The sequence below is a fragment of the Bdellovibrionales bacterium genome, assembly GCA_016714165.1.
Lineage (GTDB): Bacteria > Bdellovibrionota > Bdellovibrionia > Bdellovibrionales > UBA1609 > JADJVA01.
Map to the genome: position 1 here is coordinate 16855 of JADJNU010000005.1, position 22790 is coordinate 39644.

Annotated in this window: 17 protein-coding genes and 1 pseudogene; 9 read left to right on the forward strand and 9 right to left on the reverse strand. The window is 43.8% G+C overall.

Annotated elements, in window-relative coordinates; all coding sequences use genetic code 11:
* Positions 1-361: 361 nt before the first annotated feature.
* A complete protein-coding gene (locus tag IPJ71_17855) occupies positions 362-562 on the reverse strand; it encodes a hypothetical protein (protein MBK7845514.1) in 201 nt (66 codons plus the stop codon).
* A gap of 839 nt (positions 563-1401) precedes the next feature.
* Positions 1402-1767, reverse strand: a complete 366-nt coding sequence (locus IPJ71_17860; protein ID MBK7845515.1) for a hypothetical protein — start codon at positions 1765-1767, stop codon at positions 1402-1404.
* A gap of 387 nt (positions 1768-2154) precedes the next feature.
* On the opposite strand from IPJ71_17860, the gene IPJ71_17865 reads away from it, so the two are divergent.
* On the forward strand, positions 2155-2505 hold the full coding sequence (locus tag IPJ71_17865) for a hypothetical protein (GenBank protein ID MBK7845516.1): 351 nt from the start codon (positions 2155-2157) through the stop codon (positions 2503-2505).
* Positions 2492-2659: an excisionase family DNA-binding protein gene (locus IPJ71_17870; protein MBK7845517.1), complete on the forward strand. Its 168-nt coding sequence runs from the start codon at positions 2492-2494 to the stop codon at positions 2657-2659. The genes IPJ71_17865 and IPJ71_17870 overlap by 14 nt, the downstream gene beginning before the upstream one ends.
* Positions 2660-2753: 94 nt before the next feature.
* Here the strand turns inward: IPJ71_17870 and IPJ71_17875 are convergent, their stop codons facing one another.
* The 5 genes from IPJ71_17875 to IPJ71_17895 all read right to left on the reverse strand — a co-directional run bounded on the left by IPJ71_17875 (position 2754) and on the right by IPJ71_17895 (position 6191).
* Positions 2754-2960 (reverse strand): hypothetical protein, encoded by a 207-nt coding sequence (locus IPJ71_17875; GenBank protein MBK7845518.1) that lies wholly within the window; start codon positions 2958-2960, stop codon positions 2754-2756.
* Positions 2961-2963: 3 nt separating this feature from the next.
* The gene (locus IPJ71_17880) at positions 2964-3137 is read right to left on the reverse strand and encodes a hypothetical protein (GenBank protein ID MBK7845519.1); all 174 of its coding nucleotides are present in this window, start codon (positions 3135-3137) and stop codon (positions 2964-2966) included.
* A 267-nt stretch (positions 3138-3404) separates the two neighbouring features.
* Positions 3405-3572 carry a hypothetical protein gene (locus tag IPJ71_17885; GenBank protein MBK7845520.1) on the reverse strand — a complete coding sequence of 56 codons (168 nt, stop codon included), beginning with the start codon at positions 3570-3572 and terminating at the stop codon, positions 3405-3407.
* A gap of 289 nt (positions 3573-3861) precedes the next feature.
* The gene (locus tag IPJ71_17890) at positions 3862-5199 is read right to left on the reverse strand and encodes a hypothetical protein (protein ID MBK7845521.1); all 1338 of its coding nucleotides are present in this window, start codon (positions 5197-5199) and stop codon (positions 3862-3864) included.
* Between the two features lie 194 nt (positions 5200-5393).
* Positions 5394-6191: an AAA family ATPase gene (locus IPJ71_17895; GenBank protein ID MBK7845522.1), complete on the reverse strand. Its 798-nt coding sequence runs from the start codon at positions 6189-6191 to the stop codon at positions 5394-5396.
* 847 nt (positions 6192-7038) lie between these two features.
* On the opposite strand from IPJ71_17895, the gene IPJ71_17900 reads away from it, so the two are divergent.
* A complete protein-coding gene (locus IPJ71_17900; protein MBK7845523.1) occupies positions 7039-9519 on the forward strand; it encodes a sodium-translocating pyrophosphatase in 2481 nt (826 codons plus the stop codon).
* A 172-nt stretch (positions 9520-9691) separates the two neighbouring features.
* On the opposite strand, the gene IPJ71_17905 is transcribed toward IPJ71_17900, so the two are convergent.
* Entirely contained in the window at positions 9692-10393 is a 702-nt protein-coding gene (locus IPJ71_17905) for an SDR family NAD(P)-dependent oxidoreductase (GenBank protein MBK7845524.1), read from the reverse strand.
* Positions 10394-10506: 113 nt separating this feature from the next.
* Here IPJ71_17905 and IPJ71_17910 point away from each other — a divergent pair.
* The 5 genes and pseudogenes from IPJ71_17910 to IPJ71_17930 all read left to right on the forward strand — a co-directional run bounded on the left by IPJ71_17910 (position 10507) and on the right by IPJ71_17930 (position 17167).
* A pseudogene (locus IPJ71_17910) lies at positions 10507-10692 on the forward strand (hypothetical protein).
* Between the two features lie 1117 nt (positions 10693-11809).
* A complete protein-coding gene (locus IPJ71_17915; GenBank protein MBK7845525.1) occupies positions 11810-12595 on the forward strand; it encodes a hypothetical protein in 786 nt (261 codons plus the stop codon).
* A gap of 51 nt (positions 12596-12646) precedes the next feature.
* Positions 12647-14023, forward strand: coding sequence for a hypothetical protein (locus IPJ71_17920; protein ID MBK7845526.1), 1377 nt, complete (start codon positions 12647-12649; stop codon positions 14021-14023).
* A gap of 2 nt (positions 14024-14025) precedes the next feature.
* On the forward strand, positions 14026-15639 hold the full coding sequence (locus IPJ71_17925) for a hypothetical protein (protein ID MBK7845527.1): 1614 nt from the start codon (positions 14026-14028) through the stop codon (positions 15637-15639).
* Positions 15623-17167: a hypothetical protein gene (locus IPJ71_17930; protein ID MBK7845528.1), complete on the forward strand. Its 1545-nt coding sequence runs from the start codon at positions 15623-15625 to the stop codon at positions 17165-17167. The genes IPJ71_17925 and IPJ71_17930 overlap by 17 nt, the downstream gene beginning before the upstream one ends.
* Before the next feature lie 324 nt (positions 17168-17491).
* On the opposite strand, the gene IPJ71_17935 is transcribed toward IPJ71_17930, so the two are convergent.
* Positions 17492-20965: a fibronectin type III domain-containing protein gene (locus tag IPJ71_17935; GenBank protein MBK7845529.1), complete on the reverse strand. Its 3474-nt coding sequence runs from the start codon at positions 20963-20965 to the stop codon at positions 17492-17494.
* A gap of 339 nt (positions 20966-21304) precedes the next feature.
* On the opposite strand from IPJ71_17935, the gene IPJ71_17940 reads away from it, so the two are divergent.
* On the forward strand, positions 21305-22762 hold the full coding sequence (locus tag IPJ71_17940; protein ID MBK7845530.1) for a TolC family protein: 1458 nt from the start codon (positions 21305-21307) through the stop codon (positions 22760-22762).
* The last annotated feature ends 28 nt before the right edge of the window (positions 22763-22790 follow it).

The window sequence follows — 22790 nt, forward strand, 5'->3', positions numbered from 1 at the left end:
AAACAGCGGTCCTCTCCATGCTTTTCCATATTTCCGCAGATAATGTGACAATTGAGGGTAAAAATTTTTTATAAATTTTACTTTGTGACTACCTGAAGAACTGATGCACTAAGTTGTGAATCGTCTCGACCGAGAGAGTCATGTCCACGCAACTAAAAACTTCCGCAATTGAAGAACCGAAACACATAACGATCAAGAATTCATTCTTCCGCCTCAGCTTCCTTAACCGATTTCAAGTGGCAAACAACCGATTCCGTTTTACCCCAATATTTCCATTCAAGAATAAATTGCAAATTCTGATCATCCTCTTCATCTTCAGGTCCCTTAACTTCTAAGGAAGAATAACTCGTATTGAGTGCTACTAAGTCTTTAATCTTTTCAAGGCACTCTTCGCGTTCTCTATCTGATAGGTGCTTCCTAAAATGGAGTCCGTTCTCGTTCGATAAGGAATTGTAATCTTATCGTTATCTATCACCTTAAGACGACTTAATAGATTCACAATATTCTCTGTTCCATCTATTATTGTGAGGGTCCCTTTCTGGAAGTCTGATCCGCCACCCATTACAACCCATCTTCCATAGCCATTCTCAGCGTAAAAAGAAAAATAGAGAGGAAAATCACGATCGGGATTAATGGCACTTTCATCGTTCTCATTTTGGAGAGCTCCTCATGTTACAAGTTAAATAGGCAAGGCCTAGCTTTGGACATTATGCATTAATTGACGTCAAGGATTATTCTTTCTGTCATGTAAGAAAATTCCTATAACCTTACAGTTTTAGGGCCAACCACCCACCAGGTAAATCTATTTGGGCAACCTCCGGAACAAGTGCCGCTTTGACGGCACTCGTTTGGAATCCGGGTGTACAGAACACTATTTCTTTCTTGGCATGACCTGGGTTCTTTCTTGCTGATCATTTCCAAAGATTCTGGACCGGCTTTGCTCGGCTTTGTTTACCGATACAAAAATCGCGCAATAAAATATCAGAGATCCAATCAGCTACTACCTGCACATATAGCGCCTTATAACTTTCGCTGGGGATCTCTTATGGTTGTGTGCTCATCTCACAATTTGTGGCGTTCAGCTCGAGATTTGGTCTTCATGTTTAACTTCCAAGTATCCGTAGCAATTCTCATGCGGTGCTCTTCGTCCTTGAGCCTTGACCCCGGATCCCATCCACTCTTTTGCCTGAGTGAGCATTGGTATATTTCACTGTCCACTTTTTGATTTATGGCAAAATCGAATGTTAGTAAATTATCGAGCGCGAATAAAATATCCATGTCCATTTGATCCATCCAAGATTATCTTGAGATGTTTTGGAGTTCTTTGCCTAAACGCATGGGTAAATCATTACTTCAACTATTCGGGGCTAGCTCATAGCCGAGCTCGTTCTAACTAGGCAATTAACCAATAATGACTCCAGCCGGCTTACAAGCTTCTTTAGCTTTATTCTCCAGCTCTTCAATTCCATCTTGCTCAAAAATGTTAAAGTAATTAAATTTAAAGAACTCATCATGTGCATCTGTCGGGGTGTTATACATTTTTGGGCCTCTGCATACACAGCCAGCTACCATTTCATCAGTTGCTTCAAAGCAAGTGTAAAACAATCTATCAGCACCACTAATTGATTTCCAAAATATATAGCGCTTTACAGGATTTTCCCAAGAATCAATTCCTTTTTCTACCACCATTGGCCCTGAGTCAGCTGCCATAGCGTGCAGTAAGGGCACACAAGAAACCACCAAAATCAGTACGATCAATTTTTTCATAAAACCTCCATCCAAAACTCGATCAAATATATTTAAAAAACACCTTTAACGTACTCTTCCATCTACAAATAAAAATCTATTCTTTCGAAACCACGATAGTCTGGATCAATTCCTCAGGTCTTCCAAAACTAAAACAATGGGTTGTGCTGTCCACATCCCTCAATGCCGATCCCGAAAAGAACAAACTACTATTCACTGGTCCTGACAATTCCTGAACCTAACAACCCGCTGCCTACAATGCCGCGAACAGGAGAAAACAATTCACAACGAACCATACGGGTTCCCTGACACATAATTCTCACTTGGCGGTTAATTACTCAATGCATTATATAATGTCAAGCGTCAAGTCTGTGTCGACGTAAGAAAACTGCAATAATCATACATGATTTGAAGCGTAAAAATTGGATTTTTGCCTGTTGCTTTGATGTTACGTTTGTTACGATTCAATGTGTGAAACCTAGAATATCCTCCCTCCATTACCCCGTTGTCATAAAGCAACACCTTGATTTTATTGTTCTTTCTGTGCCTGATTTGGGTATTAGTGTCGTTGAAAATGCTCCCCTCCAAGGCAAACTAAACCCCGAATATGTTCTTAAAATTGCCACCGCACTCGCAAATGTTTGGCTTAAAGTTCGAAAAGACTTCTGGAACATCAGTCCGCTGGGAAAAGTGCTCCCTCCCCGTCTAAGCAGAAAATGTCAGTTGATGGGGGAGAATTCAATATATGACAGCCTCTGAGGTAGCGGAGCGACTCGGTGTCAGTCGCATGACGGTACATCGTTTGGTTGAGAAGGGCCTCCTGACTTGCACTAGAACAAGGGGCCGCCACTCTCGCTTTTCCGAACTGAACCTAAAGGCCTACGAAAGGAAGCACTGCATGAAAAAGGAATAATAATTCGCGCCACCATTTTGAAAACATCAGGCTCGCAGCTAGTGATTCAGACCAGAACTTCCAGAAATCTCAGATTGTTTGACTGCAAGTTCCTCTACCGATTCAGCCTCTTGACCTTCAAAAAGAGCGCCACCATGACTGTCTGTATCAATTCCACCTTCCGACTCGGCTCCTTCTTATTTGATATTTTCTTAACAGCGGACTTCTTCGGCTTTAACTTGGGCGACTTTGATGATTCTGTCGCTTGCTCCGCTCCGATGAGTCCTCCCACATTCTCCCCTGAGAGATTGAATTCGATCATCGGTTAGTTTTTTAGCTTAGCCTTTGAAAGGTTGAACTTATCAGCCAGCATCAGCGTCTCATCAAACTCAGTTTTTGCCTGTTCAAACTTAAGTCTAGCCTGCTCAAGTTGATTTTTCGCGTATTCAAGATTCACAGAAGTCCGATCCATTTGAGACAAGAAGTCCATAAGCTGCATATCGTCTCCCACCTTCTCCGGAAATATTTGCCGGTTGCGTAATGAAGCGCCTTACTTTTAATTTCTTTTAATCCCCGAAACAATAGAAAAATGCGCCTAATCGTTTATCAAGATGGTCCATCTGGTTAAGATCTTGATCAGAAGATATTGGCACCGTGGCGCACTTTTTCGTTTTCAATAATTCTTGCCAAGACTAGTTTTTGATATGAGACGCTGCCTAACTTTGCAAGATGCGTCTCTGGCACTAAGCGTCTTTTTCGTCGTCTGTCAATTTTCAAATATTTCGGTGGCCGCCGCGATCAAGGCTGACTCTTCTGTTTTACGACGAAGGTCCATTGTTTCGCGTCTGCGAAGCTCATTTGCCTCTACCTGCATTTTAAGTTCGCTCATGTAGGCTTCCGAAACATAGGTTCCAGAACGTCTCAGAATGCCCATCAGAAAGCCTAACTTGGATCCCCGGCTTTTTACCCGTCCTGAATCAAGATCGTAAGCAAAGGCATCTAAAGAGTCCTGCACTTCCGACGCTAAAAGTGTACCTGCATGGAAAAGCTGTCGAATTTGTGTTCTTCCAAATCCGATATCCTGGAGAGAAGGAGGTATTTGAATATCTGACCAATCAATTGGGAGATCTACTGGTCCTAACGAGAGTGCAGGGTTTTGGTTTGCTTCTGATGGTTGGTTGTTAGTAGTAGTAGTATTTTTAATTAAATTTACACTACTACTACTAGAGCGCGTTGTGTCCGGTAACGTGTTCGCTTTGTGTTCGCTTTGAGGGATTTTTTGTGTTCGCTTTAGAGGTCATTTGTATGGCCAGGTAGCCATCAAAATGCTGATCTGGAATGCCAAATTCGATGAGACATCCCCTTCCTAATCCAAGCGGCCTTTTTGTGAGAAAACCGTCTAATTTCATCCGTTGTGTCGTTGTTTTTACTGAGCCAAGCCTAATGTTTGAAGCCTTTGCGAGGTATTCATGAGTTGTCGAAATCGTGCGGCTTCTTGATTGCAAACAGAGCTCAAGAATACTTTCAAAGATCTTTAAGCGATTGCCTGAAAGATTTTGCACGGAGTGATCAGTTCGATAAATTTGGCTGGACGGTGTGTTCGGGTTTTGTGTCCAGTGTAGTGTTCGCTTTGTGTTCGTGTGGTGTTCGCTATCTGTGTTCGATTCCTGCTGTGTTCGCTTTATACCATCTTTGTGTTCGCTATCTGTGTTCGCATTTATAAAACTCTTGCCAGTATTTTGAATTTCGAATTCTAGATGATTCTTGGGGTATTGAGACCGTTGATCGCGTTTCTCTAACAAAGAATGTGTTCGCTTTAAATCATTTTTGTGTTCGCTATCAATTCTATTTAACGAGAATGAACTATTTTTTGTGTTCGCTATTTGTGTTCGATTAGGATTTGAGTTCTGCGTGGTTGTCAATCCATCATTATTGTCTAATTCATTAGAATCACTATGTATATCAAAAATTGTGTTCGCTATTTGTGTTCGCTTTTCACCATCTTTGTGTTCGCTATCTGTGTTCGGATTGTTCAGAAAATCCGCGTGGGTCTGTCCATTAGATAAGTCGTCAGTGTGTTCGCTATCTGTGTTCGCTATCTGTGTTCGCATAACCTCATTTGAGGTATCTTTTAGAGTGAGATTTGGCGATGGAAAAACAAAGTGATTGCGATTCAGATCTACACTATCAGCGAGATTGTGTTCGCTTTCTTCATTTTTTGTGTTCGCTTTTTGTGTTCGCTTTTTCAGAGGCACATCAGAAGCCTCTGAATTGAAAATTGCCATGTCATTAGCAAGGGGTAGATCAACGTTCTCTGTCGACAATCCTCGATCGTTTAAATCGATTTTAGGATTCAGTTCGCTCTTGAGATCAGAGACCATTAAAGGTTTCACATCGGCGTCAAGGTTTGTAGAAGTCTCTTTTCCAGAGTCTCTTCTTTCTTCGCTGGCCTTCAAGGAGGCCATGGTCTCCTTTATTCCATAGCCCCTTTTTCCAGTGCGCACCGAGGGTACCTTTGGTCCCTTCGATGCCTTTTCTAGGAGATCGTCAAGCTTAGCCATGTCCCGTCTGCCTTAGGCTTACTGACTAACATCAGCTGGGAGTTTGGAAAGGCCAATGATCTCGTCAACGAGTTGAGCGATGTCTTTATAGAAATTTGAAGTTGGCGACAGGTCTGACTGTCCAGACTGAACACGATTTATCGTATTGTCTGCACGAATTACCGTGGAAAACAGTTCTGCTTTCGTGTTGCTCTCTAATGTTCCGAGGATTCCTTTAAGGACACGACCCAGCCGAGCTGGGACGACAGGCGGTTATCCAGTTGGTTGATGAGAATTCTCACCTCCGGCTGGTAAAATTCATATTCCATCAGCCACTCTCGCAAAGATTCCAGAGTCATCTGGACTCCCTCGATGCTAAACCTGGTCAAGAGAGTGGGGATAATAATGAGATCCGCTGCCAAACTTCCAAGAAAATTGATCTGTGAAAAACTGGGCGACATGTCAAAAATAACAAAATTGGAATTCTGATCTTTAATGAGGTTTCCAATGTAGGTTGCAGGATTCTTCTGAAACCCACTCAACTCAGTTTCAAGACGTGAGTTGAGCAGACTAGATGGCAGCACCTTGAGGCCATCATCGACATCAATGACAGCATCTTCGATATTGCACTTTCCAGTGATCACATCGTGGAGCACGTATCTGATCTTCTTTTGGAGACTTTCATCGTTAAGAAAAAACATGGTACTGTTTGCCTGTGGGTCCAAATCAACCACAAGTACTTCAAAACCAAGGTCTACCATCCTGCGGGCCATAGAAGTTGCGATGGAGGTCTTGCCTACTCCACCCTTATTGTTGCTGATCGCGATCGTTTTCTTGTTTGAATAACTAATACCGCGGTGACTGAAAAGCTTTCGAACAGCCGCTCGCGTGTACATTCTTGTTCTCCCTTTGAGACTTGATTCTTCATCAAGAATATTGAGGGCCTTGCTTAAAGCGCTAATTCGTTGAGGAGTCACACTTAACGAAACGGATAGTTCTTGCGTGGAAATCATAAACCTGCCTCCATTGGGTGGCTTTCGTAATTGGCCTGCTATTTCGAATAAAGGCCCCATTTAACATTATCGTGAAATAGTATTGTGCTTCGGTAAAGCAAAATTTTTACTTTACCGTCCCTAAGTCTAATGGCGTCAGCCATAGATGATTAGCCAGCCACTTATGATTGGCTGATTGGCCGAGGGTCACATTAAATGGGAAATGGGGATCTGAGTGCTCTCCAGCTCATTCGACTTTGGGCCTCTTCGATGAGTCAGGACAAGAGACCTGGGGCCTTTCGGATTTTTAACAGCGGTAATATCATCCATATGCGTATTTCTCTTTATGCCTGTGCATGTCCCTATACATATGCCAATCAAGGCTTTCGAAGGCGATTTGGCAACTGGCGGTCGAAAATGGACTCTGCGAGTCAGGAGAACCCTGCTAGGTTCGTTACTTCGCTTTTTGCTAAACGCCATTGAAATTTATGGCGACCATCTTGTAGGGGAGGGTGGCCTATGCGAGAAAGGTGAGGACTGTGTCTATATTCATAGGGTTTCCCAGAGTGTTAGCGACGGGGCCCAGATCGGGACCGGAATGGTGAGACTCTCAGTCTTCGCTTCGCAGTCTCATTGCCCTCCAGAATCCAAATGGCTCATCGCAAAATTGTACTCTCAAAAAGTGCCTTTAGATGGATTCCCTCGGGCATCTGAATCGTGAGAGGGATTCCTTCCTTATGATTATACGTCGCGTTGCTTCGTATTACTCCAGGAAATTATTCAGGAAATTTTTGACAAGCTGACCGCTGTGAAGCTAAGAACAGCAACTCCAAACAAAAGAATTTTCTAACTGACATAAGAGGACGATATGAAGTTGACGTGGAAACCCCTATTTCTGTTTGCTGTTGCGGTCTTTGCTTTGGGCTCAGCAGGTCTTGCATTTGGCTCAGAGGCTGATTTGATTTTGCCTAATTTGGACGTTCATTTTCCATTGATGGGCGATCTTGGGGGAACCCAGATCTTGGTGTTCGGTATTCTGGTTGCGGTTTTTGGCATCATTTTTGGTCTTAAGGAGTTCCTCTGCATAAGAAGCTTGCCTGTTCACAAATCAATGCTTGAGGTCTCCAATCTAATTTATGAGACCTGCAAAACCTATCTGTTTGAACAGGGAAAGTTACTTGTAGTTCTTGAAGCTTGCATTGGCGTATGCATTATCGGTTATTTCGGTTTTTTGATGGAAGTTGGCTTTGAACGGGTGGCTCTCATTCTTCTTTGGTCGGTTTTGGGGATTCTCGGTTCTCTTTTTGTAGCTTGGTTTGGAATTCGACTTAACACCTACGCAAACAGTCGCACCAGTTTCTCTTCTCTGGCAGGCAAACCCTATCCCGTAATGGATATTCCCCTTCGTGCGGGTATGTCGATCGGGGTCGTATTGATTTGTGTTGAGCTGGTTCTCATGATCCTGATTTTGCTTTTGGTTTCGCCGGAGGCGGCGGGTTCCTGCTTCATTGGATTCGCCATTGGGGAATCTCTTGGTGCCTCAGCTTTGCGTGTTTGCGGAGGGATTTTCACAAAAATCGCAGATATCGGCTCGGATCTGATGAAGATCGTATTCAAGATCAAGGAGGATGACGCAAGAAATCCTGGTGTCATAGCTGATTGTGTGGGCGACAACGCGGGGGACTCAGTAGGCCCAACAGCGGACGGTTTTGAGACTTATGGTGTTACCGGCGTAGCCCTTATTTCCTTTATTATTCTCGCCGTCGGAATGCAAATGAGTCCTGAAGGCGCGCGTGTTCTGATGGGAGAAGGACAGACATTGCAAGCCAAATTTATTGTTTGGATTTTTGCAATGCGGGTTCTCATGATTCTCACATCTATTGGATCATATTGGGTCACTATGGCCATTTCTAAAGCCAAATATTCCCAAGCTAAGCATTTTGATTTTGAAGCCCCCCTAACTGCGCTTGTATGGGTGACTTCGCTCCTTTCAATTGGAGTTACGTATGGGGTGAGCTACTTAATGTTGGGCCAGCTTGCCGACGAACTCTGGTGGAAGCTTTCGACGATCATAAGCTGCGGAACTCTTGCTGCTGCGGTAATACCCGAGGTGACGAAGGTATTTACTTCGTCTAAGTCTAAGCATGTTGCGGAAGTCGTTGAGGCCTCAAAGGAGGGCGGGGCGAGTCTTAACGTACTGAGCGGTATTGTGGCGGGTAATTTTTCAGCTTTTTGGAAAGGTCTTGTGATTGTTGCTTTAATGTTTGTGGCTTATCTGACAAGCACAATGGGACTTTCTCAGTTCATGATCCATCCGGCAGTATTTGCCTTTGGTTTGGTCGCCTTTGGGATGTTGGGAATGGGTCCCGTGACAATTGCGGTGGACTCCTACGGTCCCGTGACTGACAATGCTCAATCTGTATTTGAACTCTCCCAAATTGAACAGATTTCTGGAATTTCCAAAGAGATCGAGAAGGATTTTGGATTCGTACCAAACTTTGAACAGGGCAAGTTGTACCTTGAAGAAAATGATTCAGCAGGAAACACCTTCAAGGCCACTGCCAAGCCTGTATTGATTGGAACTGCCGTCATCGGTGCCACAACCATGATCTTTTCCATTATCCTGATGTTGAATCTCAAACTGGATCTTCTTGATCCTTTGGTTCTCCTTGGTCTGATCAGCGGTGGGTCTGTTGTGTATTGGTTTTGTGGAGCTTCGACCCAGGCGGTTGTTACGGGTGCCTATCGAGCTGTGGAATTTATCAAAAAGAATATTAAGCTTGATAGCAGTGTAAAAAAGGCTTCTGTTGGAGATTCAAAGCACGTCGTCAGGATTTGCACGCAATATGCCCAGAAGGGAATGGTTAATATTTTTGGAGTCATATTTTTTCTCACTCTTAGTTTTGCGTTTTTTGACCCAACCTTCTTTGCAAGTTACTTGATTTCAATTGCCGTATTCGGTCTATTCCAGGCGATGTTCATGGCTAATGCCGGTGGCGCATGGGACAACGCTAAGAAAATGGTTGAGGTCGACTTGAAACAAAAGGGCACAGAGCTGCATGCAGCGGCTGTCGTTGGGGACACTGTGGGCGATCCGTTTAAAGACACGGCAAGTGTGGCCTTGAATCCTATTATTAAGTTTACAACTCTCTTTGGACTTCTTGCTGTTGAAATCGCTGTCAAGATGAAGGGTGGCCATGGAAATGGATCTGAAGGAGTAGTCGGAGCTACTGAGGTTTCTATGAGTTCGTTGACCACGATGCCAACAATGATAGCCTTGACTTTTCTCGTCTGTGGGCTGTTTTTTGTTTGGCGTTCATTTTACGGTATGAGGATCAAAGGAAACTAGGTATGCCTTACAACACCCTACCTTGTATTGTACTAACAACACTGATACTGACGGGGCCTCGTGAGCAAAACAGTTTTTGTGGGTAAACGGGGACCCTGAGTATGCTTGTTTGTCCAGCTAGACAATTGCGTTAATTGTGTTGCATCTGGCCTTTCGTAAAGCAAAAAGCGAGTTACCAGGGAATCACCTGCCCATCTCTAAACGATTTTCCGCTCGGTCCATCTTTTGGCAATTGGACGAGAAAGACAATCCCTTTGATTCCTTCATCAAGAGATCTAGTCGCGGAGGGACCGCCCATATCAGTCCTTACCCATCCCGGACAAACAGCATTTACTCTAATGCCAAACGGGATTGCTTCGTGATGAAAAAGAATTGTCATTACGTTCAAGACAGCTTTTGATATTCGATAGGCCGGATATTCAGAGCCCATCTCGCTTATAGCTCCCATTCCTGAACTAATGTTGATGATTCGGGGGTTTTTACTCATTTTTAATAGGTCCAAAAATTCTTGCATGAGAATCAGTGGTCCCACGGAATTCGTTTGTAAACTCTTGTAGAGGCTCTCTTCAGTGAGGTCGACAATGTTCATTTGGGATTCGTTCAGTATTCCGGCATTGTTAATAAGGCAATCAAGCCTTTTGAACTTTTGCGAGATGAAATCACGAGCTCTTTGAATCTCTTGCCTGTTGGTAACATCCAAAGGGAGAATGTCGGCTGATCCAGACTGAGCTTCAATGGTTTTCTTAATTTTTTCCAGAACATCGAGTTTCCTGCCTGTCAGTATGACGTGATAGCCAATGATGGCTAACTTTTCAGCAAGTGCTTTGCCGATTCCTCGGTTTGCCCCTGTTATCAATACGATTTCTTTGGCCATTTTAATACCTCGCTAGAATTTGGCGATTTGCTATCAGTTTATTGAGCCATATCGCGCAACGTCGACTATATTCGATCTTGTCACTAAATTGCACTCATGCTCAGATATTATTAATGAGTATCCCACCGGTGAAGAGCTTGCCCTATTCTCGTTCTTGGCTCCTGGCTCTTGGCTCCTGGCTCCTGGCTCTGGCTCCTGGCTCCTGGCTCTTGGCTCTTGGCTCCTGGCTCTTGGCTCTTGGCTCCTGGCTCCTGGCTCCTGGCTCCTGGCTCCTGGCTCCTGGCTCCTGGCTCCTGGCTTCGGCTTTTTCTTTCACCATTCTCGTTGCTCTCGTCTATGCGCTTCTGAATTCATCAGATCTTGGATTGGATTTATTATGGAATTTAATTATTCCTCTTGCTCCAATTATTTTCTTTCTTGCGCCCAGTTGGTGGGTTAATGTTTGTCCGTTGGCTATCGTGCAGTCAATTCCACGTCGGTTAAAGATTTCAAAAAATATTGATTTGTCTTACAGTCAAGTTGGCGTACTTCAATTTTGTTCCTGGGTTCTTCTCTACCTTCTCGTTCCTGCGCGTATTTTTATGTTTAATCACAATGCAGAAGTTGTTCTTTGGATTATTCCGGCATTGGCTATTGTGGCCTTTAGCAGCGGAGTTTTATTTTCTGGATTTGGAGGGTGGTGCTCCGGCTTGTGTCCGATCAGACCTGTAGAGATGCTCTATGGGCAATTCTCGATAGAGTCATCCCGCCCGGAGGCCTGTCGACCGTGCAATTTGTGCCAGAAATCCTGTTCCCGACTTTATGGTATTGACCACCATAACAAAGTAAAGAATCAAGTGCCCTTTGAGAACCAGATCTATTCCTTTCCAGGTTTTGTTTTGGGCTACTTTTTCAGTGAACGGACCGATGAGATTAGTTTAATTTACATGAAGTGCCTTGGCTTGGCTTTATTGAGTTGGATTTTCATTTATTTTGTCTTCAGAAGGAAAAGGAGCATTGAAATCTCTGCTGTGCTAGCTCTTCTGATTTACTACGGTTTTACAATTAAAAATGTAGCAAAAGTCTGGGAGCTTTCATCAACGGCCTCAAGCTTCATTTACGCGTCAATCCTAGTACTACTAACAATTGGGATATGGCGGGCACTCCGAGTAGAATGGCCTCAAGGGAAGCTCTCTTCCTAGGAATTGGTCGAAGTTGAGAACCGCCTGTGACACCAATAATCAAATAGATATGAAAGAAGTTCCGCCGCTGTCAATATTTGAGACAGGCGTGTGGCAAAAGTTGTCGATTTAAATGGGATGCTTAAGGGGCAGCCCATATCCCGTCAATGCATTTGAATAACGACCAAACCGATGGGTCTGGCTGGCACCGCGTTTGAATTATTCGATAGTAGATTTATTTTTTAAGGAGTTGGACTTGAAAGAACATGAGGAAAATAGAAGAGAGCCTGGTGGGTTCGAATCTTGCCAGCACCGCATAGCTAATTGTGGACTTATAATTCCAGTCATTTTGCTTCTTTTGGCACTTTCGGTAGCGGAGCAAAGAGCGAGCGCCCAAGATCAATTTTCTGCAGTAGTTGTCAATTCTTGGTTCAAATTCTACGGGCCTCACGATTTTCGTAGAAGTCAATATCCGTACTTTTCATCTTCAAATGGCTGTGGTCCGGATATTATGAGGGAAACTGTTATAGGGTCGGCGCTAAACAAGATGCTGAATGAAGTAACTTTGAACGTGGATGAAAGATCAATCAAGATTAGTTTTGCGAATCTGTGCAATGCTCATGATCGCTGTTATATGACAATGGGAAAGACGAAGGCGGAATGTGACCGCAATCTCAATCAGGCAATGTATGAGCACTGCAATAAACTTGAAGTTGGCTTTCAACCCAACTGTTCTGGTATCCGTGAGGCTTATATGAGGTCGATTCGCAGTACCTTGGGTGATAGTTCTTTTAAGATTGCTCAGGAACAGCAGAAACGCTACGAATCGATCATAGCGGAGAATACTCCTGAATTGCGAGCCTATGCGCTAAAGACGTCTGAAATATCCGCAGTGAAGAGTGAAGGAGGAGGAGGGTATTTGGAAGTCGGCACGTCTTTCAAGGGGAGTTTTGGTTCCTATAGCAGTGTAAGTGGTGCCGTCCGTTCCCCCTCTCTAGACGATAGAAGGCCATTAACATTAAAGGGTCAGGGAGCCATATAGCCAATTTGGGCCCGCTGTTGTTTTCATTGTCCTGCTCTATCAATCTACCAAGTGGTGTTGTGGGTTGGAATGGTTCTTGCTGACAAGGAGGGAATTCAGAGAATTCCTGGAGTAATTTTTGTGAATCTCTATCACATCCCTTCTTTTGTTGCCTTCTCAATCACAATCACCCTTTGTTCTTCCTGTGGAGACAACCCGGAAAAAATGGTCCCTGGAATCAGTGTACGTTCGCAATTTTTGGCATCAAATCATGGAAAATATACATCAGTCTCTGGGGATTTTCTATCTGTCGCCAGTGATGGTTCAGTGGTTCAAGGAAAAGTCGTTTCTCATGATCTGATGCTTTCCGAAGTAAACCAAAATGAAATCAAAGTTCAGCCAGATCAAGGACCTTCTCGCACGATTACTGTGACCTCAGAGCAAGTAAAGCGGGCAAAATCGATGGAGAAGCGCCCTCTAAACGATAGAAATCCGCAGCGAGTGTCGTTTACCTGCTTTTACGGGCAACGAGGCTTGCTAAAGGATGTGATGATTGTACCCATTCGCAAAAAGGGTCTCAGATACGTTTGGGAATTGGAGCGCTTTATGGCGGAGCAGGTCAAATATGTGGCTACTTTCGCCTTAGATGGCCAGAATTTTACTGAAGTTAAAAAGGAGTCGGTCGATGGAAATCTTGCTGAAGTACTTTCTTCTCAGGACCTTCTTTCATTGATGAATGAGGTCTGCAGCAGTAACGCTCCAAATTATTTCGATATTAAAGGTTCTTTGGGACTGATTAGTTATGATGAGAGCAAGCTTGAAATCTACCCTGGCAATACTTACTCGAATCAGCACTTGGACTCGATTCATCGGATCGATCAGCGCTTCCTTTTCAAGGATGGAATTGGCGAGGTCGACGTTGGGGATCGCTTTTGGGTCTTAGCAGATGGACTTTTTCTGAAAGCAGATCATACCTACAGTCGCCAAGCCAATAAATACGTTGGATGGGAAATCAAAAGTCCCAGAGAGGAACTGAATTTCTCATCGAAAGACCATCGTTTAGTGTGGAAAAAAGAACCAGACCCGTCGTCTGGTGAATGTGGATTTGAGATAGGCCTGGATATCACGGGATGCCATATCCGGCCCTCATCAAAGCGATCACCAGGATTTTTTGATGCCAGCTTTCGGGTCCTCAGCGCCAATGTGAATTCAGTCCCTGGAGCTAACAATGGCAATCATTGTGAAACGGAAGGGATTCTGGAAAATTTGAAGAAAAATGAAAATGGGAATGACAAAATCAGATTGTTTCTAAAAGTCAATGAAGACACCGGAAACGGTATTTCAATTGAATTGCGAGAGGGATCTAGAAACATTCTCTCCATTGACCAAGCGCTGCCTTGGTCGGACAAAGAAAATCGCTTGAAGCCACGTTTCGGCGGCGGAGATTGATCATGAGGATGAAGGGCCAAGGATCTTCTGTCGCTTATTTATTGGTTTGTTTTCTCGTTGTGCTTTTAACGAATGCCGCTTCGGCTCTAGAGGTATATTCAGTTTTGACGAAAGACTGCGAACTAACTGAAGGTTTGATCATTGGGATGGACTCTTCCAGAATTGAGGTTCTCACTCTTAAGGGTCAGTACAAGTCTGTCTTACAGGATGATTTAAGGTATTTGGCTATTTATAATACCATTGATAACCCCATTGAAAAGCTGAACAGTCATCCGCGTCTTGCGCGAGCACTACTAGAAGTGTATGTCGATGATCAAAAAAGTCCGCTGTTTATTGGATGGCCAGTCAAGTTCGTAGAAAATCTTGTTATCTTTTTTGATCTTCAAGGTAAAAGTCACGTCTTTGAGTTGTATAAGATCCGCAAACTTCGTCCTTATCTCGAAGAATCAATCAGGTCAGATAGACTCGAATTTCAGCCAGTTTCTCTGAGTTACAAGTCATGGGTCACACAATGCCAGATGCCGGAACCCAAAAGTGGGGAATTTGTTCGTCCAACGAGAGTGATTGGTGATCAAATTCAGATCAGTGAATTCCTGTCTCAGATGGACGAGGGGTTTGAAAATGTTAAAAGCTTCCAAGAGAGAACCTACGTTTACTCTCGTCCCTTTTTGTTTGATCGCCAGACGAAGCTTGGATTTCTCGTGTTTGACAAGGACAATTACATACTTTCGCCCTCAGCCCCGTTTCCCTTGTATTTTCAGTGGACCAAGGGGAGAGAATTTCGTTTTCAGAGTTTTAATCAAATTGGCTCTGTTCCAATTGAGTACTTGCCCACCGTTGAACCTTTGACAGTTTTTCGCTCAGATCTCAAATCCCATGTTTTTCACGCTAGCTTTGTTGGGAATCTTGAGGCCCTTTCTGCTGGTACCGAATACTTTACTCCGATCATGACGGGAAGAGGTGGTGCCGGAAGCCAATCCCGTCGGCCATTTGATTCAAGTAAGCCTGGATTTAAGGCTCATTCTGCAGCTTCGATTAACTATATGGCTTTAATGGGTGGAGACTGGGGGCCCTGGTCTGTGTCTGCAGGTACCTATTTTCCAAATTTTATGGTTCAAGCTGGTGATAATTTTCGCGAAATATTAGCTTCCAAATTGGCCCCATTATTTCGCCTCATGTACACCCGAAAGAATTTTCGTTTGAGAGGAATTCTGGGCTTTACTAAGCTAGATCAGGACAACGAAGTCCAAGACTCCCAAATCAGTCGTGATGGTGAACTCAGCGTCGTTGGATATTTGAATCAATTTTCATTTTCCTCTCATTATTTGCGGACTGGAATTGACTATCGCTTCAATCCAGAGATTGAGGTGGCGCTTGATCAGCTTTGGCTAACTGCCTCTTACAAAGAGACCTCAAGCACCTCCGAACAAAATATTTTTGATTTTTCTCATTTAGTAACTCAGGCATCGATTCGTCATAGTTTTGGTGAGTATGTGGCACTGAGAGTTTATCTTCATTTATTTCATGTCGAGCAGGACTATCGATTTTTTGGGCGCAGCGAAAGTGAAAAGAGCGATCAACTAGCTTATGGGGGAACATTTGAATTCATTTTCTAAGTCAAAGAAGAGGTTCTTCGTTAGATTATTGATTATTTCTTTTCGTGTGATGAGTCTCCATGTGATTGCATTTTCGTTCCTGCCGATAGCTCAGGCGATCAATATTAATTCGATCTATACGGCTGCGTGCCGTCGTGATGTGGGTCTCATCATACAGGTCGATGATCATGTTATCCAGTTTCTGAGCCTGGACGGAGAGATGAAGAGAATTCCGAAACATGAAATAATTTATCTTGCCTATTATCCAAGCGATCTTCTTCCTATGAAGGAATTTAGAAATCCTGAATCCACCGATTTTTATCGTATTACCACCTCGACTCCGAACGGAAAGCTGATCCCTCTTGTGAATGGTTGGCCGATCGGATTTACTGATGACAAAATTGCATTTTTGAGCGTTGATGGGAAGGAGTCTGTCGTTGGTCGTCGCAGTATATTCCAAGTCTCACGTGAAAGAATAAATTCAGCTCAAAGATTTTCTTATCCTCGCGATTTTAAGATATTTCAATTTGTGCATCCGCATCAATTTCGGGACTGCCCTAGTGATCGATTTGGAGGGGGAAAAACTCAAGTGTTCCCTCAGCAGATTTTGAGTCAACCAGTTATGATTAAGAGAGAGTTGGATCATTTTCAAACTGAGGCAGTTCGCCTTAATCGATATTATCGAGAACAGAATTTTTATTCTGTTCCTGAAATTCATGGAAATCTTACTTCGCTGGGATTGTGGCATACCTTTGGGTATCGCCATGGTGGATCCTCTAGACGAGTCAGTAATTTTACACCGGTTCTAACGGATTCCTATTCTTCTGATATTTTTGATTACCAGCATACGTTTGTGGCAGGAAGTGCCCCTCTGATGACTTCCTTTCAAGAGGAACCGCAGGTGCATTCGCTCTACGCCTTCAAGGCATCATATTTTCATTTCTCAGCTATGGCAGATCCGAATCTAATTCTGGTTGGACGTAATTACAAATGGCAGCTCAATGACTTTGAGTCTCCGGACGATAAGTGGAATAGTGTAACACAAATTGAAACAGGTTTTGATTTTGGCAATTGGTCGTTGATGTTCTTTCTTGCGGATGGCTATCAAGTTGGCGTTTATAATGGCGTTGATATCTCCAGTGAAAATTATCCAATTAATCGAGTGGGGATTCAATATCGAACTCATCGATTCGGATTTGAATTGAGTGGTGGAAATGGTTCAAATGTTGATGATCGAGGAGGAGGCTTAGTTTACAAAACTCAATTAAGCGGATTGCGAGTTAACTTGTCTGCTTATAAACTTCTAAAAATGGATTGGGCTCTGAGTTTTATCCGGAGAGGTATTGACTATCAGTCTGAGCAATTTTTTTATGTTGCCGACGATCAAACTTTGGCGCTTTATGGATCATATCCGCTTTCGGCCCGCTACCGAGTTGGTGGTTTCGTTTCAATAGAGGGTCACAACAATAAATTCACGCAAGATAATAACTGGTATTCTGATTCAAACTCTTACATAAAGTTGGGAACACAATTCTCGCTTAACTTTTGAACCTCGCAGCAGAGCCAAGAGGCTTTTCAAAAATTGGCCGATTTTTATAAAGCAACTGAAGGAATGACTGACGAAGAAAGAAAGGAATTCTTTGACAACATTGTTAATGAGGCACTGCTGCATGGTCAACCACCGCTACCAAAGCCACTAGCTATAGGTAGTAAGGTATTTAAATCTCTGGAAATTTGCCATAAGGACTAATTTTGATGGTTGTTTTGATGAGGGATATAATTATCTATCTGTGGCTGAATCATAAATACTTAGGCAGTTCCTCGTGTTTTATTTCTTATGGCATAATTATTTTTGGGTAAAAAGGTTATGGATTTACGGAGTGATTTTAAAGGCTCCAAAATCATATTGGCCGTCCCGGTTCGTTCTAAATCCAACAACCACACTGTTGTCGCTAAGCTGGATTGCCTCCACTCCAACGTCATCGGTTCCACCTAAGTTGATGATTAATATTCCCGTTCCGTTAAACGAAGTGTCTACAAGGCCAGACGAGGTGAGTTTGGCGACGGCGATATCGCGGTAGTTTCCGCCAAATTCAATTGTTCCGACAAGAAGGAATGAGCCGTCGTTTAAGCGGAGCATTCGACTGCTGTCACAATTGCTGGGGAATCCAGGCAAATCAATCACTGTGTATCCGGAAGTGGCGCCAAAAGTAAGGTCCACAGAGCCGTCTGTGTTGTAACGAGACAAGGCAAAACTGGCATCTTGGACACCGAAGGTGACGATCTTTGCATCGCCTTGGATGAAAAGATCGCTCAAATATTCGCGACCACTGCGGTTGACCGTGATGGTTCCTGAACTATTAAAGCCGTTATCTAAAGTGCCTGTGGACGTGTATCGAGCGATGATTCCCGCATTGTCTGCTTTGGTCCCTACGGTGACAATCATTCCATCGGCTTGGACGGCCACTGCTATGCCCTCGTCATAATTGCTTCCGAAGCTTGTCGTCACAATGCCGGTTCCATTGAAGGAGGTATCGAGTGCGCCACTTGTCGTCAATCGAACCACTCGCAAGTCAAGGTTGCTTCCACCACTGTAGCCAGTCAGAATTGTTTTTCCGTCCGGTTGTACGGTCAATCCATTGGCAGTTTGAGAATTGGATTGACTCAAAGTGAGGGAACCAATCCCATTAAATGTGATGTCAAAGAGCCCAGTCGCGGTCCAGCGACCTGAGGACATTTCTGAACTGCTTCCCCAACCGGATCCAGCGGCGGACAATGTTCCGTCCGTATTCAGAAAGAAAGCTTCCATCCTGTCTAAATTATCCCCGCCAGAGTTGGAGACATCAAAAAGATCTTTCCCACCATGAGCGAATGTCGAATCAAGTACGCCGCTGGAGTCAGTTTGGGTAAATGAATAGTTCCAGCCGTAATCGCCCTGAACAGACAATCCAAATATAAGTTTGTCAGTTCCGGGTCTTACCTTTAAGCCAGCAAGTTCTTCATGATCTTTTCCCATATTTGAATAAGCTTTGACTCCGTAGGTACCGAAGAGGTTTGAAGGAGTCCCATCAGAATTATACATTCCAATGAGAGAGGAATGGTTCTTGATGTGCCATCCGCCTCCAACGACGATAATTTCTCCAGTGCTGAGAATCCCCCCGCTTTCGCCGTAGGCATTCAAGGGGGATGCCCAAAGCTCATTTACTCCATTGTGTCCAAAACCAGAATCGAGTACTCCGTTAATTGAAAATTGGGCGACAAGAAGCGAATTATTTCCCACGGCAGCAATCTTTCCTCCCGGGCGGATAAAGGCTTTTCTATAGGTCTCTGAGACGCATTCTTGGGAGAATCCACCCGTACCAAAACTTGAATCCAAGACTCCGGTCTCTTGAAATCGCATCAGAAGACCGCAATTATCCATAGAGCCTGCGGCCAGCATTTTCCCATCGGCCAGAACTTTAAGGTCATGAAGGGTGTCATTATTTGAAGACGGATCAAGAACGGTGATTCCAGAAGTCCCAAACCCCGAATCCAATACCCCCGCACTGGATATCTTCGCGATATAGAGCTGAGCTGAATTGGCATTATCGCCCGCCACGACGAGGGAATTAAGTGTTCCCTCCGCGATAGTTAAGGATCTCGTGTTTTGTCCCAAAATATCAAACGAAATATATCCTGTTGTATTGAAGAGGGGATCATATCTTCCATTTTGATCAAGGCGAATAACAACAGTCTGGTCGACGCCGCCATTATTGATTGATCCGCTGACACCAATTTTTCCGTTTGACATGACAACGGCTGCATTGAGATCGGTATCGTTTGCGCCAATTTGCACGGTAATAAAGCCGCCATTTCCAAAACTGCTATCGAGAGTTCCATTGGCATTGTATCTCGCAACATACCCTAAGCCTTGATCTGTGCTATGTCCTGCTTGGATAATTTTTCCGTCCACTTGTATGGCCAGTTTTGCTCCATATGAGACTCCGGCCCCAGGTAATAGGAGATGCCTATAGCCCTTCCCTTCGCCCCCAAATGTCGTATCCCAACTGCCATCAGAATTAAGTCGACCCAAGAGAGGTTTCGGATGGTGTCCAAAGTAAATCCATCCGCTAACAAGGATCTGATCGTTGGGAAGAACGAGGGCATCGCTAAAGCCGGAGTTTCCAAAATTGCTCTCAAATATCTTGAAACCATTAATTCCGAAGCCAGTTATCAAAGGTGTGGGAGTGGTTCTGACAATTTCACCTGAACAGGTTGGAGTACCCGCATTATTTGATTTATCATATGGCGTGATATTTAGGGAATTAGATCCGGCTTGCAGATTGTACCACCCATTGGCTTCCGTTTGCATTACCGAGAAAGTTGGGCTTCCTGAGCAATCAGAACTAGTGAATTGTTCGACTTTGTAGTCGCGAATTCCAGATTCGGTGTCAATTCCCTGTCCGGACCAGAAAAGAAAAATTTCGCCTGTTGAGAGGCCGTTCGATACATCGGGAACCTGTACCCATGAGATCGGACCTGGGCCAGAATTATCCGGAGAGTAATCCGTTACCGCAGACACTGTTACGCCGCTCGACACATTGGGAACATTGTTGCCATTGATTGCACAGATGCGAAACGAATACTGAGTAGCTGGGGTGAGCCCCGTAACTGCATGAGTCAGACTGTTGATTGCGGTTTCGTCGATGGTGCTTCCCAATGAACAACTGGCCGGAGCTGTGGCACCCGATTGATAGGAAATGCGATAGTCCAGACTGGTTCCGCCCCCAGAAATCCATGAGAGAGCGATAGCTGTGGAAGAGGTAGTTGTTGCTAATGGGGAAGTGGGATTGGGGGGTGCCATCTGATCTTCATCGCTGAGCTCAATCATCAAAACCAAACTGTTCTCGATTCCCACCGAACCAACAATCATTAATGGAAATGATTTTATATCTTCATTTGTCGAATTATCTATTGTATTTAGATTGATTTCAAAATTCGAAGTTCCTTGAGAAATAGTAGAAATTCCCATATGGGGAGAAAAATCACCGGAGCCTCCAACGACTTCCCAGGTAACGCTTAATGGTTGAGTTGAAGGCTTACTAAGAGAAATGGACACAGCGTAAGAGTCCCCCTCCGTGAGAGAAATGGAAGGTGGACTGTTACTGAACAATATTGTTCCACTGATGCCAATTCCTGGCTCATCATTTTGATTACTTTTATTTCTATCGTTAACATCGTTGCATCCACATAATAACAGGGCGCCGGAGAGGATGAATAATAGAAACAAGAACGATAAAATAGATGATCCAAATCCATTCTCAGTTAAATTGAAAGGATAATTTGGACTGTTATTCGAGCGTTTCAAGACAGCCTCCGCACTATGGACCATTGGCTAGGTAATCAGTGCATTTTCTCAGAACTTATTAACTTATCGGAACTTCAGGACTTTGGACTAAGTGAAGGTTTGGTCATGAAAATGTCTCAACCAGGGATTGTTATATAGGAGTCCATAGCAATACAATCGTCCTTTATCCACCGATTTCTGCTACGTGCCTAAATGAGGTATGCCGAGTTGGTGTGAGACTTGAGACTTGAGACTTGAGACAATTAAGGGAACAATCATAAAACTATCTAAGCTGAGGTTTTCTTGCTTTTGAGGGCTATGAATACGGCTCATTCTGAAACTTGAGTGCGTGGAGGATTTGTGGAATTACGAAAGCTGCTTGAAATCTTTTTTATTAGGCTCTCGATTTTTGTATTTGGTTGCTGGATCTTTTCAGTTTTAACTCAATTGCAGGCTGGGGCGGCAATTAGTTTATCTCAATACCGAATTCAAGTTGAAAATAATTACTCAGGCTTTTCATCTTCCCAGCTGAGTCAGCAGGGATCAACGGATCTTGAAAAGAATCTACCTTCTTTAGCAGATACGCAACTGACTGCAAATATTTATTCCAATGATGATCGGCGGCCGACCGGTAACCCCTCCTTTCAGGGGTTTCGAACAAACACCGTTGGAGCCTCCATCGGAATTCAGAAGCAGTTCCTCTCTGGACCAAGATTGGAACTCGCCCAACACGTTTCTCATTCAAGCATTGCGGGAGCTTCGTCGGTCAGTCTTCCTCTGGCCGACTATTATGATACCTATCCGAAATTGTCATTGAATATTCCACTATGGCGAAATTTGTCTGGATCGGAAATAAAGATTAAAGAGGAATCACTGAGGGAAGAGGCACGAGCTGATTCCCTTCGTACTCACCTACAATCTGCTCAACTGGACGTGCGAGTAAACATGGCCTTCTATTCACTAGCGGCGGCACGCGAAAATATACAAGTTCAGAAGGAAATCTTGGATCGTGCCACTGTTATTCTCGAATGGATTACAACAAAATTTAGTCGAAATTTAGTGGACAGCTCTGACTTATACCAATCAGAGGCCGCCGTGACTGCGCGAAAAATGCAACTGGAAGAGGCAACAACATGGCTAGGGGAGGCCCAGCGTGAGTTTAACGTTTTGAGAGGAGTCAATTCCAATGTCGAGGTCTCAGAGGAACTTCAGGTGGAAGTTCTTCCAATTGAAGAATTGGTTAATTTGGGTGACCAAGTGAAACGACGAAAAGATCTTGCTCTCGGTCAGGTTGGAACTAGGGTTCAAGAATTGAATCAAAGAGGAAGGGCACAAATGTCAAAGCCAACATTGGATCTTTCGGCGGAGGGACAGTGGAGCGGACGAGATGCTCGACTTGACGAAGCGCAGAGAGAAATTTTAGATAAAAATCAGACTCTTTTGTTTGTTGGATTGAAGTTTTCCATGCCACTTGACACTTCAAAAAGCACAACAATAGGAGACAGTTTTCAAAAAATGTCAGAAGGCAGCCGGCTTTCAGTGCAATCTCAAGAAAGCGACCAAAAGCGAATTTGGTCTGATTTCGTCAGTTTAGGAAAATCCCTACATCAACAAATCAAGTTAGTTCAGGAGCTTGAAATTATTCAAAGAAAAAAAGCAGATGAGGAAAGAAAGAGATTAAACGCAGGCCGCTCCACAACCTTTCAAACTTTGAGCTTTGAGCAGGATTATAGCGCGGCAAAGAGTCAGCGGATCAATATTGAATTAAAAGCTCGTCAGTATATTGCGCAAAAAAGTCTTTTTGAAGAGGTTCGATAGCAACTAAAGCGAGTTCAACAGGAGATCT

Excerpts from the sequence above, each read along its gene's own strand:
- IPJ71_17855 (MBK7845514.1), bottom strand. The coding sequence starts at position 562 with ATGGGTGGCGGATCAGACTTCCAGAAAGGGACCCTCACAATAATAGAT.
- IPJ71_17860 (MBK7845515.1), bottom strand. The coding sequence starts at position 1,767 with ATGAAAAAATTGATCGTACTGATTTTGGTGGTTTCTTGTGTGCCCTTA.
- IPJ71_17870 (MBK7845517.1), top strand. The coding sequence starts at position 2,492 with ATGACAGCCTCTGAGGTAGCGGAGCGACTCGGTGTCAGTCGCATGACG.
- IPJ71_17875 (MBK7845518.1), bottom strand. The coding sequence starts at position 2,960 with ATGATCGAATTCAATCTCTCAGGGGAGAATGTGGGAGGACTCATCGGA.
- IPJ71_17880 (MBK7845519.1), bottom strand. The coding sequence starts at position 3,137 with ATGCAGCTTATGGACTTCTTGTCTCAAATGGATCGGACTTCTGTGAAT.
- IPJ71_17885 (MBK7845520.1), bottom strand. The coding sequence starts at position 3,572 with ATGGGCATTCTGAGACGTTCTGGAACCTATGTTTCGGAAGCCTACATG.
- IPJ71_17890 (MBK7845521.1), bottom strand. The coding sequence starts at position 5,199 with ATGGCTAAGCTTGACGATCTCCTAGAAAAGGCATCGAAGGGACCAAAG.
- IPJ71_17895 (MBK7845522.1), bottom strand. The coding sequence starts at position 6,191 with ATGATTTCCACGCAAGAACTATCCGTTTCGTTAAGTGTGACTCCTCAA.
- IPJ71_17900 (MBK7845523.1), top strand. The coding sequence starts at position 7,039 with ATGAAGTTGACGTGGAAACCCCTATTTCTGTTTGCTGTTGCGGTCTTT.
- IPJ71_17905 (MBK7845524.1), bottom strand. The coding sequence starts at position 10,393 with ATGGCCAAAGAAATCGTATTGATAACAGGGGCAAACCGAGGAATCGGC.
- IPJ71_17925 (MBK7845527.1), top strand. The coding sequence starts at position 14,026 with ATGAGGATGAAGGGCCAAGGATCTTCTGTCGCTTATTTATTGGTTTGT.